We start from the raw sequence: 12,913 nt of genomic DNA on the forward strand, positions 1-12,913 counted from the left end.
GGGCAAGCCACAGCATGCGGAAACGGGTTACCGGCTGTACGCCCGGACCAGTTGGAACCGGCGCGTCTGGTCGCCTGGTTGCGCCGCCTCGGGATGCCGCTCGCCCGGATCAGAGAGATCCGGGCGATGGCTCCGGGCGCGGCGGCCGAGGAGGTCCGCTCCTTCTGGGCACGGGTCGAGGCCGACACCGCCGTCCGGCGAGACCTGGCCGCCTTCCTCGTCGACCACTTGTCACGCAAGGACTCCGGCATGCCCACGACCACCACCGAACCCCCAGGAATCCGTTACGCCGCACTGTGCGACCAGGGTCTGGTCCGCGAAGCCAACCAGGACGTCGCGTTCGCCGGTCCGCGCCTGCTGGCCGTGGCCGACGGGTTCGGCCCGTCCGGCGAGCCTGCCGGCGCCGCAGCCGTCGACGCGCTCCAGCGGTTCGACCCGCAGCAACTCGTGGACCACGGCGGCACCGCCCCGGTGGGTGACCTCCTCAACGCGCTCGAAGACGCCGTGGCCCGCGCCACCGGGACGAGCACCGGAACCGCCGCGCCCACGGGCACGACCCTGACCGCGCTGCTGCGGACCGGCCCGGGCGCGCAGCTGGCGCTCGTCCATATCGGTGACACCGGCGTCCGGCTGCTGCGCGACGGAGAGCTGTTCCAGATCACGCACGATCACACCATGGTCCAGTCGCTGGTCGACGAGGGCCGCCTCACCCCGGAGGAGGCCCTCTCGCACCCGCAGCGCTCCCTTCTCGTACGAGCCCTCGGCCGGCCCGCCGACAAGGACGCGGGCGAGAAGCAGCACGGAGTCGGGCACGGGCGTGCAGCGCGGAGCGGGGGCGTCGACCTGGATCTGCGTCTGCACGAGGCCCGGCCGGGCGACCGTTATCTGCTCCGCTCGGACGGTCTGTCGACCGTCGTGCCGCAGGCCGCCCTCCACCGGGTGCTCGGTGAGGTCACCGACCCCGAGGCGGCCGTACGCGCGCTGGTCGACCTGGCCAACGACGCGGGAGGCCCCGACAACATCAGCTGTGTAATGGCCGACGTCGTGACGCCGTAGCCGGGCGCGCTCGGTCCCGGGGCGCACGACGTGCCCGTCCCCGCCCGGTCAGGCCGCCCCGTCGAGCGCGGTGCCGTACAGCCGTGCCACCTTGATCCTGATGACGACGCGTCGCTCGGCGACCATCTCCGCGAAGAACTCCTCCTCGGCCCCCGCCCGGACGAACTCGCGGGCGACGGCCAGGAGTTCGCGGCCCACGGCGTCCCCGGGCGCCGTGCTGGGTTCCGTCACCTCCGCCTCGCCCTCGGCCACGGCGAAGGTGAAGTCGTCGCGCCTGACGTGCAGCGCGGCATGCGGGTCCGCGCGGTACTGGCGCGGTTTGAGGCGCCCTTCGGTGGTGGAGACGCGGACCAGGGCGTCCGCCGGACTCCAGTGGTAGAGGACGGTGGACAGGTGCGGGTGGCCGGTGCGGCGGACGCTCGCGAGGGTCGCGAAGCGGCCGTCTTCGAGGATCTGCCGCAGTTCGGGCTCGGTGAGGGAACGGGGTGCGGGGCCGGACATCAGAGTTCTCCTTGTCACTTCTCGGCGGGCAGGGACGGACGGATATCGCGTCCCTCCGGGGCGGGCGGGGCGGTCCCGGGCTCCGTCTGCCGGGGGCGGCGCAGTACCAGCAGCGCCACCGCGAAGGCCGCTCCGATCAGCGCGGCCCCGACGCCGAAGGCCAGCCGGTAGCCGCCGGTCAGCGCCGCCGCCCGCGGCTCCCCCGCGGCCAGCAGGGAACCGGTGCGGGACGCGGCGAGCGTGGACAGGACGGCGACGCCGAGGGCCATGCCGATCTGCTGGGTGGTGTTGAAGAGCCCGGAGGCGAGCCCCGCGTCCTCCTCCCCCGCGGCGGACATACCGAGCCCCGCGAGCGCGGGCAGGACCAGCCCGCCGCCGGAGACCAGCAGCATCACGGGGAGCAGATCAGGGACGTACGACCCCTGCACGGGCATCCGCGCGAGACAGCCGAGGGCGCCGGCCAGGAGCACCAGGCCCGCGAGGAGCACCTGCCGCTCCCCGAACCTGCTCGAGAGCCGCGCCGACACCCCGAGCGAGACCACCCCGATCATGAGGGCGGCGGGCAGCATCGCGAGGCCGGTCTCGGCGGCGCCGTAGCCGAGGACCTGCTGCATGTAGAGCGCGGCGAGCACCTGGAAGGCGAACATCGCGGCGAGGGTCAGGATCTGGGTGAGGCCGGCGCCGACGACGGTCCTCGAGCGCAGGACGCGTAGGGGCAGGAGCGGGGTGGCCGCCCGGGCCTGCCGCACGACGAACCCCGCGACGAGCAGCAGCGAGCCGCCGATCAGCCCCACGGTGTGCGCCGAGCCGACGCCGTACTCCTCGATCTTCACGACGCCGTAGATGCCGGCCATCAGTCCGCCGGTGATGAGCAGCGCGCCCCACGCGTCGGCGCCGGCGCGCAGTCCGAGGCCGCGGTCGGCGGGGAGGGCGGCCACGGCGAGGGCGAGGACGGCGGCGCCGATGGGCAGGTTGATGAAGAAGATCCAGTGCCAGTCGAGGGCGTCGGTCAGGACGCCGCCGAGCACCTGCCCGATCGAGGCGCCGGCGGCGCCGGTGAAGCTGAACACGCCGATGGCGCGAGCCCGTTCGCGCGGATCGGTGAAGAGGGTCACGAGGATTCCGAGCCCGACCGCGGCGGCCATCGCACTGCCGACGCCCTGCAGGAACCGGGCGGCGAGCAGCACGCCCGGGCCGGTGGCGAACCCGGCGAGGAGCGAGGCGGCGGTGAACACGGCGGTGCCGGTCAGGAACATGCGCTTGCGGCCCACGAGGTCGCCGAGGCGTCCGGCGAGGAGCAGCAGGCTGCCGAAGGCGATGAGGTAGGCGTTGACCACCCAACTCAGGCCGCTGGGCGTGAAGTCGAGGTCGCCCTGGATAGCGGGCATGGCGACGGTGACGATGGAGCCGTCGAGGATGATCATCAGGGTTCCGGCGGCGATGACACCGAGAGCGAGCCAGCGGGAACGGGTGCGCGGCGCGCGGCGCGGGCGCTGGTTCAGGGGCCTGACGGGCACGGGCCTGGCGGCCACCGGTCTGGCGAAGGCCGGTCTGGCGAACTGCGGTCTGGCGGACACGGCGAACGGTCCTCCCGGGTCGGGCCACCACCCCTCCCGGGCGGCGACGACAGCACGACCGTAACCGATAGTTCTGTTGCAGACTATCTTTATCGGAACCGGAGATGTTCTACGCTGGACACCATGACCGCCATGACGCCCGCCCCCACCCGGACCAGGCCCGACCTCTCCTACCTCCTGGACCACGCCAGTCACGTGCTGCGTACGCAGATGGCGGCGGCGCTCGCCGAGATCGGCCTGACGGCGCGCATGCACTGCGTCCTGGTGCACGCGCTGGAGGAGGAGCGCACGCAGAACCAGCTGGCCGAGATCGGCGACATGGACAAGACGACGATGGTGGTGACCGTCGACGCCCTGGAGAAGGCGGGCCTCGCCGAGCGGCGGCCGTCAAGCACGGACCGGCGGGCGCGGATCATCGCGGTGACGGAGGAGGGCGCGCGGACGGCCGCGCGCAGCCAGCAGATCGCGGACCGGGTGCACGAAGAGGCACTGGCGGCGTTCGCGCCGGCCGACCGGAAGGCGTTCCTGCGCCTCCTCACCCACCTGACCACCGGCCATCTGGCCACCGCGACCCCGGGCCCCACCACGCCGCGCCGGCCACGGCAGCGCGCCTGACGGGACCGACCGGGGGGCGCCCGTTTGCCGCTACGGCAATTTTCCGTGCCGACCCACGGCGGTTCCGGCAAGACTGGCCTGGTCCGCCGCACCGCCTGCCCCGGGAAGCGAGCTCACCATGCCCGGCACCACCCGCCGCCCCCGCCGGGGAGACACCCCGCCGCCCAGGACCGCGAACAACGAGGCCGAGGTCCTGCGCGGGTTCCTCGACTACCTGCGTACTTCGATCGCCGCCAAGGTCGACGGCGCGCCCGAGCCGCAGGTCCGTACGGCCGCGGTGTCCTCCGGCACCAACCTGCTGGGCCTGCTCAACCATCTGACGTTCGTGGAGCGTTCGCTGTTCCTCGGGCAGGACGTCACCGACTGGCAGGCGACGTTCCGGGCCGCGCCGACGGACAGCGTGGCCGACGTCGTCGCCCGGTACCGCGAGGCGGTCGAACGGGCCAATGACGTGCTCGACGGGTGCGCCGATCTCGGCGCACCCGTCCCCCGGCCCGAGCCGGGCCGTCCCGCTCCCAGTGTGCGCTGGGCGCTCACGCACATGATCGAGGAGACCGGCCGGCACGCGGGCCACGCGGACATCCTGCGTGAACTAGTCGACGGCGCCACGGGCCGCTGACAGCGCTACTGGCGACCGCGGCTGACGGCTCCACCGGCGGTTGCCGTCGGCGCGGTCGTCAGGCCGAGGCCCCGCTGTCGATGACCAGATCCGTGCCGACGACCGCGCCGGCCATGGGCGAGGCCAGGTAGAGCACCGCCGCCGCCACCTCCTCGGCCTCCGCGACCCGGCCGAGCGGGTTCTCCGACTTCATCCGCTCGGCCCGGTCGGCCTCGCTCTCGCCGGGCCGCAGCGACATGGGCGCGGCGGCCGCTCCCGGGCTGACCGCGTTGATCCGGATGCCCTGGTGGATGTGGTCGAGCGCCGCGGCCCGGGTCAGCGCGGAGACCGCCGCCTTCGAGGTGATGTACGCGGCGGCGTTCGGGATGCGCAGGTGCGCCCCCAGGTTGGACGCGATGTTGACGATGGTGCCGCCGCCGTGTTCCCGCATGTGGGCGATCTCGTGCTTCATGGCCAGCCACACGCCGGTGACGTTGGTCCGCAGCACCGCTTCCCAGTCCTCTTCCCTCACCTCACCGACGCGTCCCGCGCCGCGCAGGATCCCGGCGTTGTTGACCGCGATGTGCAGGCCGCCGAACCGGGTGACGCTCGCCGCCACCAGCTCGCGCACCTGTCCGGAGTCGGTGACGTCGGCCGTCACGGCGGCGGCGGTGCCGCCCGCCGCCTCGATGCGTTCGACCGTCTCGTCGAGGGTGGCGGCGGTGCGCCCCGAGGCGACCACGGACGCGCCCTCGGCGGCGAAGGCGAGCGCGATGGCGCGGCCGAGGCCGGACCCCGCGCCGGTGACGAGGACGCTCTTGCCGGTGAAGCGGTGCATGTCGGTCACTCCTGTGTGTGGGTGGGTCGGTTGCATGCGTGGCCCCGCGCCTTCACGCGGTGCGGTGGAGCAGGACGGCCACGGCGGCGAGGGCGGCTCCTGTAGCGGCCAAGGACGCGGCGTCGCTGCCGAGCGTGAGCAGTACGGCGAACAGGACGGTGGGGCCCCATTCCATCGCCGTGTTCAGCACACCGCCCGCCAGCCCGGACTCATTCCGGGGTACGCCTTCACTCACGAGCACGGCGGCTCCGGCGAAGGCGGCCGCGGCCCCGGCCGGTAGCAGCACCAGCCCCGGCAACAGCCCGTACGGGTAAGCGATCCGCACATCCAGGCCGGTGGACGCGAGCAGGACGAGGCCGGCGGCGCCCGCGGCGAGGCCCGCGGCCGTGACGGCGGCAGACCCGTACCGGCGGATGAGCGGGGCCGCCGCCCGGCCGGACGCGATCAGCGCGACGGCGAACGGCACGAAGGCGGCCGAGATGCGCAACTCGGGCCAGTGGCGGCCTTGCTGCAGATGCAGGGAGAGGACGACGAAGGTGAGTGAGGTCGCGCAGGCGCTCAGCGCGATGGCCGCGACGGCGAGGGCCCGGCGCCGCACGCGCAGGAATCCGGGCGGCAACAGCGGGTCATGGGAGCGGAGTTCGGCGTGCCAGAACGCGGCGAGCAGCGCGCTCCCGCCGAGCAGCGGCACGAGCACACCCGCCGACGACCAGGGTTCACCGTCGGTGACGACGAGCCCGTAACCGGCGAGGGTGAGGCCGGCGGTGCCGAGCAGCGCGCCCGGCACGTCGAGCGTCCTGTTGCGGTCCGGGACGGTGTCCGGCACCAGCCGGGGCGCGAGGACCAGGGCCACGGCCGCCACCACCAGGGGCGCGGCGAAGGTCCAACGCCAGGACAGGAACGCCGAGATGACACCGGAGAGCAGATTGCCCGCCGTCGCACCGAGCACCGAGAGCCCGCCCCACGTGGCCATCGCCCTGCCGTACGCGGCGGGTGAGACGTACACGGTGCGTACGGCGGCCATGGCGGCCGGAGCGACCAGAGCGGCGCCCGCGCCCTGGGCGAGGCGGGCCGCGAGCAGCGTGCCGAGACCGGGCGCGAGCGGGGCGGCGGCCGACGCGACGGCGAAGAAGACGAGGCCCGCGGTGAGGGCGCGCCGTGGTCCGTACCGGTCCGCGAGGCGGCCTCCGAAGAGCAGCAACCCGGCGAAGGTGAGGCCGTAGGCGGCGCTGAGCAGGATCAGATCGGCATGGCGCAGGCCGAGTTCACGCCCGATGCGCGGCAGCGGGACGACGATCGCCGTGAGCGTGAAGATGAGCGTGGCCTGCACGGCGCCGAGGAGGGCGAAGGCGGCTCGCTGCCGTGCGCCGGTGACTTCAGCGGCTGCTGCGGTGGTCATACATCCCCCGATATTTGACCGATCAGTCCATTATTTGGATACGCGAAAGGAGCCCGGTGGTTCCTTCCGCGGGTGGATCAGTCCAACAGCGCCAACGCCTGCTCGGCCGCGTCCCGCACCCGGCCCGGATCGTCCGACGCCTTGCCGACGATCCGTACGCCCTGCAACAGCACGAGCAGCATGCGGGCCAGCGCGCGCGGATCGCGGTCCCGCGCCAGCTCGCCCTGCGCCTGCGCCCGTACGAGCGCGGAGTGCAGCGGGGTCTCGACCTGCTCCCAACTCCGCTCCACCTTGCGGGCCGCGGCGGGGTCGTGCGGGGCGAGTTCGGCCGCGGTGTTGGTGACGAGGCAGCCGTTCAGCCGCTCCTGCGGCGAGGACGCCTCCGCGGCGAAGCGGCGCACCACCGCCCGCACCGCGGGCAGTGTCGGTCCCGGCTGGGACAGCTCCGCCAGCAGATACGGGTCGCGCGTCTCGGTGTACCGGTCCAGCGCCTTCAGGTAGAGCTCGCGCTTGGTGCCGAAGGTCGCGTAGAGGCTGGCGCGGCCGATGCCGAGGTGTTCGACGAGGTCCGCGACCGACGTCGCTTCGTAGCCACGCCGCCAGAACAGCTCGAGAGCCGACTGCAACGCGGCGTCCGGATCGAACTCCTTGGTCCTGGCCACACCGGAAGCCTAGAAGGTTTTGGAACGATCGGTCAAGTAAGTGGGCGGTGGCCGCCGGGCACGCGGGCGCCGGTGTCCGCCCAGCCCTCGCCCCGGCCTCGTCGAGTGCTCGCCGCGTGCTGGCCCTGTGCTTGTCCGGCGCCGGGAGCCTCCGCTCCGCACATGGCCTACCCCTCCCGTCCCTCCTGTCGCGGCCGCCGGGTGCACTGCCGCAGCTGCTTCTGGACGTCGAACCGGTTCAACCCGGCGTCCTGCGCGTACGCGGTGACCGCGGCCTCGGTCCTGGCCGCGGCCTCGAACCACACGTCGCGCTGTTTCGTCCGCTCGTCGTCGTCGAGGCGTCCCACCTTCCTGCCCTCGTGGTCCGCGGCGCGCTGCAATTCGATCAAGTCCTCGGGAAGATCCACGAGTGGATCTTAGGCAGGGTTGCGCCGTGGACCACGGCGGGCGCGACGAGACGCCCGGCCAGTCGGGTGGACTCCCCCGCGCGGGGTTCGGCAATGCGCAGATCGGCGCCCGCGCGCCGTGCCGCACAGCCACCGCAGTTGAGGGTGCGCCACCGTGCGCCGCCCGGCCCGCGTCACTGCCCGCCGCGCGGCGAGACGCACCTCTGCGCGCACGCGAGTCAGGGCGCCTCTCACGGACGGGCGATGGGGTCAGGGATGCGCCTGTGTGGTCATGGCGCGGTGGTGGAGGGTTTCCAGGACATCCAGGAGCACGGTGTCGCGGTACCACTGCAACCACGCGCCGACTGTCCGCTGGGCCTGTTGCAGGGCGGCGAGCCGGGTCTGGCCGAAGCCGGTGGTGGGACGGGACAGGTGGGCGGAGATGACGCCGCGGGCCACACCGTCGCTGCCGGTCAGGGGGACGCTGTGGCAGGCCCTGCTGCCGGAGTCCAGGATGACCTGGCGGGTGGTCTCGTCGAAGACGTCCGCGGTCGCGATGTCGCGGACGGTGACCTGGCGGCCGGCCCGGGCGGCGCGCGAGCACGCGGTGCCGTCCTCGACGAAGGCGAAGTACTCGGTGAACGCGCGGGGATGCTCGTGGTGGCGTTCCAGGCGCAGCAGGCCGGCCTCGGCGAGCTGGACGTTGCCCGCCTCGGCGCCGGTGATGTCCCGCACGCGGGTCAGGGCGGCGGTGAGCACCTGCTGCTGGTTGCGCGGGTCGAGGGTGTCACCGGCGTACATACCGGCGAGGGACGGTGGCGCGGTGTGAGTGCGGGCCGTGAACCATACCGGGGCGCCGGGTGCGGGGGCGGGCGCGGCGGCGAGGGCCGCGGCGATCTGGTGGAGCTTGATGTTGGCCTTCTGTGAAGCGTCCCGCATCAGCGCGAACGCGTCGTCGGCGTGAGCGAGGCGGTAACGCCCCACGAGGATGCCCTGCGCGAGAGCCACCGCGGTCCGCGCGCGGACCTGCTTGTCCAGGCTCGCCACCTGCGCCCGCAAGGCCCGCTCCTGCGGGCTCGGCGGCTGCGACCCGCCCCCCGCCGAGGCTGTCCCGCCCCGGTCCGGCCGCGCGGGCGGAGGCACGGACGGGCAGGGAAGGTGCGGGCGGCGCTGATTGGTGGACAAGGTTGGTCCCTTTTCGCTCGGGCAGGCAGAAAGACGCCGGTCCTGACCGGCCCACGAGAGGGCCGTTCCGGACTCGGGCGTGCCTGCTGGCCGAAGCACTGAAGGGACCGTACCGAATCTACTGCCCAACCGGACAGTGGCCCCCGCGGACCGGGGGCAGGTCTGCCCGCCGTGGCGCGGCATACGTCGCTGATCGTGGCCCCCGCACGGCCCGACGAAAACGACCGAATGCTCGGCGCTCGCCTCATCCCCCGCGTATGGGACGCATCCTGCTCTGCATGATGCTGTATCGCCTTCGTGTGCTGCTGGTGTGCTTGTCGCTGCTGCTGGCGGGGGCGGTGATGTCATCCGCGCCCGCTTCTGCCGTCATCGGCGGATCGCGGAGCAGGTATGCGCCCTGGGCGGTTCGCATGCTCATCGACGGCCGGCCCTCGTGCACCGGGACGGCGGTCACCCGTCGGTGGATCATCAGCGCTTCCCACTGCTTCTTCGAACAGGGGCAGCCGATCGCCGACAGGCGCATCGCGTTCCGGGTCGGCGACCTGGATATGCGCAAGGGCGCCACGGTCCGTCCGGTGCGCGGCGGACGCAAGGGCAGCGCGCGCGCCGACATGCTGCTCATCAAGGTCTCCCCGATGAAGGTCCGCCCGGCGCGCCTGGCGACCGTCCACGCCCGCCCCGGCCAGGTCGTACAGCAGTACGGCTGGGGCGCCACCTGCACCGGTGACGAGAACGCCTGCCAGTCGCCCGTGCTGAAGCAGGCGGCCTTGCGGGTGGTGCGCCCGGACGACCCCCGTTGCGCGCTCCGGATCAGACCGCCGCGGCCGTCGCCTCACTGACGTGCGGAACGCTGCCGTCCAGTGGCAGCGGCGTCCGATCCACCAGCGCCAGGCCCGCGTCGGCGAAGAGCCGGGCGTAGCGGGCCGCGCTGCGTTCGCGGCCGCCGACGTTGCCCATCATGTGCAGGTCCCAGGCGGTGGCCAGGGAGTACGAGCCGGCGGCGGGCAGGACGCGTTCGACGACGAGGGGGTCGGCGTGGCCTGGCATGGCATGGCGCGGGCGCAGTGGCCGCTACGGTGTGGCGGCGCTCCAGCAGGATGCCGCGGGGGCCCGGGTGTGCGGCGAGGACGCGGTCGAGCAGGGCACCGTTGCCGCCCGCGACGTCGACGACGGTGGTGCCCGTGGGGGCCTGGGCCGGCCGACAGCTGGTCACAACTACGCGGCCGCGACTGCGCGGCCACGACGGCCTGGTCTCCACTGCGGTGGTCCGCGCTCCCGTCGGCGTGGTCCACCGGCACGGGCTCAGTCGACGCTCAGCGTCTGCCGGAGGAGGGGTAGCAGGCGGTCCCAGTGGTGTCGCAGAGCGGCGGGGTCGTAGGCGTCGGTGTCGGACATGGTGAAGCCATGGGTCGTGCCGGGGTAGATCTCGGAGGTGTGGTCGACGCCCGCGGCGTCGAGGGCGCGGTTGAGTCCGTCGAGGTCGTCGGGGGTCATGTCGCCTGCGGCGTGGCCCAGATGGACCCGGGCGGTGAGTCCGGCGAAGCCGCCGGGCCCGTCGGCGCCCACGGGGGCGTGGAACGCGGCGACAGCGGCGATCCGGCCCGGGTGGGCCGTCGCGGTACGCATCGCCAGCAGGCCGCCGATGCAGTAGCCGGTCACCGCGACCGGCCCGGCGGCGACCTCCGGCCGGGCGGTGAGGAAGTCGAGGTAGGGGCCGGCGTCGCGCAGGGTCCTGTCGACGGTGTGCGCCTCGATCAGGGGCATCAGCTGTGCGAAGACGGCGGGCCTGGCCTCGGCGCCGATGTGCTCGGGAAGGTCGAACACCGGCGCGGGGCCGTGCCGGTAGAAGATGTTGGGGACGAGTACGTGGTATCCGTGGCCGGCGAGTTCGCGGGCCATGTCCCGCAGTACGGGCCGGATGCCGAAGCCGTCCGGGTACATCAGCACGCCGGGGCGCGGCGCGCCGTCATCGGGGAACGCGACGAAGGCGTCGGCCGCGCCGTCCGGCGTGGGGATGTGGAGTGTCCGGGTGTCCATGTGTGTGTTCTCCTGCCGTGGTCGAGGTGGCGGGCCGGGGTCATCGGCGTGGCAGGAGGAGGAGCCCGGGCGACGGCGCGCTGCCGGCCCGCGGGGCACGCAGAGGCCCTCCCCGGACTGTCACGAAACGGGTCCGCTGTCTGGTCAGGGTAGGTATGAGTATCGAACTTCGCCGTGCGCTGCTGGCCGTACTGGCACTCGTCGGCCTGTACACCGGCGGCTGGGCCTATTTCGCTCCCGCGCACTGGCACGCGCATTTCCCGGGCTTCGGTTTCAGCTGGCTGCCGCAGCTCGGTCCGTACAACATGCATCTCGCGAAGGACGACGGCGCCATGTTCCTCGCGTTGGCCGCGCTTGCCCTGCTCGCTATCCGCTGCACACGCAATGAGGCCGTCGTGCAGATCACTGCCTCCGCCTGGCTCGTCTTCAACGTGCTCCACTGCGTTTTTCATCTGCAACACCTGCACGTGTACGGCACCGTGGACAAGGTCCTGAACGTCACCCTGCTCGGCTTGCTGGTGCTGGTCACCGCGGCTCTCTTCGTTCCGGCGCGGCGGACGGGCGCACGTCGCGGTTCGGCGCGGCGCGCGTCCGGCGGTTGACCGCCCCGGGGCGTGGGCTCCGCCGGTCGTGTCCGTGGTGGCAGGTGCGCGGAGGGCGGGGCTCCCGAGGCGGCGCGCGGCCGGATGTGGGACGACCTGCACGCGGCTACGCACGTCATTCCCGGCCCGGGCCACCGGGAAGGTCGCCTCGTCGTGGTCCGTGCCGTCGGTGATCCACCATTGGCCCCCGCCGGTCAGGGCGAGTTCCGCGCGGCCGTCGCCGTCCCAGTCGCGGGCGCCGAAGAGGGTGCCGTCGACCGGGCCCTCGTCACCCGGCGCGGAGCGCTTGGTGGCGCGCCAGGGTCGTGATCCGAGCCCGTGCCCGGAGCCGCCGCGCAGCACCTCGAACCGCGCGTCCGCCGCCTCCTTCTTCTTGGTGAGCTGTACCGCCAGGTCGTCACAGCCGTCGCCGTCGAAGTCCCCGGCGGCGAGTCCGGTCCCGAAGCCTTCCTGGAAGTCGCCGCCCTCCATGGTGACCCACTCCCCCGGCTCCTTTCCGTAGCGGACGTCGACCTGACCGCGCCGCTGCGGGGTGTCGACCTCGTCGTAGCTGTCGACGAAGCTGCGGCCCACGGCGGTGTCCTGGCGCCCGTCGCCGTCGAAGTCACCGAAGACGACGTTCTCGCCCTGTGGCAGCCGCTCGGGTTTCCCGCTCAGGCCGCCGCCGGAACGGGCGCCGCCGCGGAACAGCAGCGACGGGTCCCATGGTGAGTCGTAGAGTGCGAGATCGGTGGCGCGATCGTCGTTCGCGTCCCCGGCGACCAGGACGGGGGACGCGCCCTCGTGTGTCGGGCTGCGGATCTCCACGGTCCGGGCGGGGGCGCCGGAGCGTTCGAACGGTCCCTTGAGGACGACGAGTTCCTGATCCTCGGCTGAGTCCCTGAAGGCCACGAGGTCGATGTGGCCGTCTCCGTCGAAGTCCCCGGCGATCGGTGCCGTCCGGTATCCGCTGCCCGGCAGCGGGACGCGCCCGTGCGCTCCGCCGGCCCCCGGCCCCTCGCGGCCTCCCCACAGGACGGAGGCGGCGCCGCTGGAGACGAGGTGGGCGTGACCGTCCTCGTCGAGGTCGGCGACGGTCGGCTGCCACGGGTCGTCGCCCGCCTGGATGTCCTTCGGCACCCCGAGGTCCTGACGGCTGAGGGTCGTCGTCCGGTCGCGGTCCGGACCGTGCGCGGAGCCGGGCACGACGACCACCTCGAAGTGCTCCGTGTCGGAGATCTCGTGCACCAGGTCGGCGAAACCGTCCCCATCTAGGTCGGGGGCGGCGGGCGGGTCCTCGCGAGCCGAAACACCCGGTCGGCAGGGGCTGTTGGGCACGGACCGCACACCGCCGGACGGCAGGAGGACGACATACGCCACCACTGCCAGGACGACGACGGCGGCCGTCACCGCACGCCTCCCGCGCAGGTGACGAAGGAACGGACCACCGGGTGCCGAGGAGTGCATCGGCCCACTTC

At 73.1% G+C, this 12,913-nt stretch carries 12 protein-coding genes and 2 pseudogenes; 4 read left to right on the forward strand and 10 right to left on the reverse strand.

The window, feature by feature from the left end; translation table 11 throughout:
• Window positions 1–22: 22 nt before the first annotated feature.
• A pseudogene (locus tag ABZY33_RS06490) lies at window positions 23–1,056 on the forward strand (hypothetical protein); the annotation flags it as partial.
• A gap of 48 nt (window positions 1,057–1,104) precedes the next feature.
• Here ABZY33_RS06490 and ABZY33_RS06495 read toward each other — a convergent pair.
• Both ABZY33_RS06495 and ABZY33_RS06500 read right to left on the reverse strand, forming a co-directional pair.
• Window positions 1,105–1,557 carry a TIGR03618 family F420-dependent PPOX class oxidoreductase gene (locus tag ABZY33_RS06495; protein ID WP_356490351.1) on the reverse strand — a complete coding sequence of 151 codons (453 nt, stop codon included), beginning with the start codon at window positions 1,555–1,557 and terminating at the stop codon, window positions 1,105–1,107.
• Between the two features lie 14 nt (window positions 1,558–1,571).
• Complete coding sequence (locus ABZY33_RS06500) at window positions 1,572–3,074, reverse strand: MFS transporter (RefSeq protein ID WP_356490465.1); 1,503 nt, start codon at window positions 3,072–3,074, stop codon at window positions 1,572–1,574.
• A 183-nt stretch (window positions 3,075–3,257) separates the two neighbouring features.
• On the opposite strand from ABZY33_RS06500, the gene ABZY33_RS06505 reads away from it, so the two are divergent.
• Window positions 3,258–3,749, forward strand: coding sequence for a MarR family winged helix-turn-helix transcriptional regulator (locus tag ABZY33_RS06505; protein WP_356490352.1), 492 nt, complete (start codon window positions 3,258–3,260; stop codon window positions 3,747–3,749).
• Between the two features lie 118 nt (window positions 3,750–3,867).
• A complete protein-coding gene (locus ABZY33_RS06510; RefSeq protein ID WP_356490353.1) occupies window positions 3,868–4,368 on the forward strand; it encodes a DinB family protein in 501 nt (166 codons plus the stop codon).
• 58 nt (window positions 4,369–4,426) lie between these two features.
• On the opposite strand, the gene ABZY33_RS06515 is transcribed toward ABZY33_RS06510, so the two are convergent.
• The 5 genes from ABZY33_RS06515 to ABZY33_RS06535 all read right to left on the reverse strand — a co-directional run bounded on the left by ABZY33_RS06515 (window position 4,427) and on the right by ABZY33_RS06535 (window position 8,691).
• Window positions 4,427–5,185 carry an SDR family oxidoreductase gene (locus tag ABZY33_RS06515; RefSeq protein WP_356490354.1) on the reverse strand — a complete coding sequence of 253 codons (759 nt, stop codon included), beginning with the start codon at window positions 5,183–5,185 and terminating at the stop codon, window positions 4,427–4,429.
• A 52-nt stretch (window positions 5,186–5,237) separates the two neighbouring features.
• Window positions 5,238–6,584, reverse strand: coding sequence for an MFS transporter (locus tag ABZY33_RS06520; RefSeq protein ID WP_356490355.1), 1,347 nt, complete (start codon window positions 6,582–6,584; stop codon window positions 5,238–5,240).
• A gap of 77 nt (window positions 6,585–6,661) precedes the next feature.
• Window positions 6,662–7,246: a TetR family transcriptional regulator gene (locus ABZY33_RS06525; protein ID WP_356490356.1), complete on the reverse strand. Its 585-nt coding sequence runs from the start codon at window positions 7,244–7,246 to the stop codon at window positions 6,662–6,664.
• A gap of 167 nt (window positions 7,247–7,413) precedes the next feature.
• On the reverse strand, window positions 7,414–7,653 hold the full coding sequence (locus ABZY33_RS06530) for a hypothetical protein (RefSeq protein WP_356490357.1): 240 nt from the start codon (window positions 7,651–7,653) through the stop codon (window positions 7,414–7,416).
• A 249-nt stretch (window positions 7,654–7,902) separates the two neighbouring features.
• The gene (locus ABZY33_RS06535; protein ID WP_356490358.1) at window positions 7,903–8,691 is read right to left on the reverse strand and encodes an ANTAR domain-containing protein; all 789 of its coding nucleotides are present in this window, start codon (window positions 8,689–8,691) and stop codon (window positions 7,903–7,905) included.
• 407 nt (window positions 8,692–9,098) lie between these two features.
• Here ABZY33_RS06535 and ABZY33_RS06540 point away from each other — a divergent pair.
• Window positions 9,099–9,620: pseudogene (locus ABZY33_RS06540) on the forward strand (trypsin-like serine protease); the annotation flags it as partial.
• Between the two features lie 7 nt (window positions 9,621–9,627).
• Here ABZY33_RS06540 and ABZY33_RS06545 read toward each other — a convergent pair.
• From ABZY33_RS06545 to ABZY33_RS06555, 3 genes are all read right to left on the reverse strand, one after another.
• Complete coding sequence (locus ABZY33_RS06545; protein WP_356490359.1) at window positions 9,628–9,864, reverse strand: methyltransferase; 237 nt, start codon at window positions 9,862–9,864, stop codon at window positions 9,628–9,630.
• Window positions 9,865–10,119: 255 nt separating this feature from the next.
• Entirely contained in the window at window positions 10,120–10,854 is a 735-nt protein-coding gene (locus ABZY33_RS06550) for a dienelactone hydrolase family protein (RefSeq protein ID WP_356490360.1), read from the reverse strand.
• On the reverse strand, window positions 10,758–12,845 hold the full coding sequence (locus tag ABZY33_RS06555; RefSeq protein ID WP_356490361.1) for a VCBS repeat-containing protein: 2,088 nt from the start codon (window positions 12,843–12,845) through the stop codon (window positions 10,758–10,760). The genes ABZY33_RS06550 and ABZY33_RS06555 overlap by 97 nt, the downstream gene beginning before the upstream one ends.
• Window positions 12,846–12,913 lie beyond the last annotated feature (68 nt).

Source organism: Streptomyces sp. NPDC006552, from assembly GCF_040611655.1.
Taxonomy (GTDB): Bacteria; Actinomycetota; Actinomycetes; order Streptomycetales; family Streptomycetaceae; genus Streptomyces.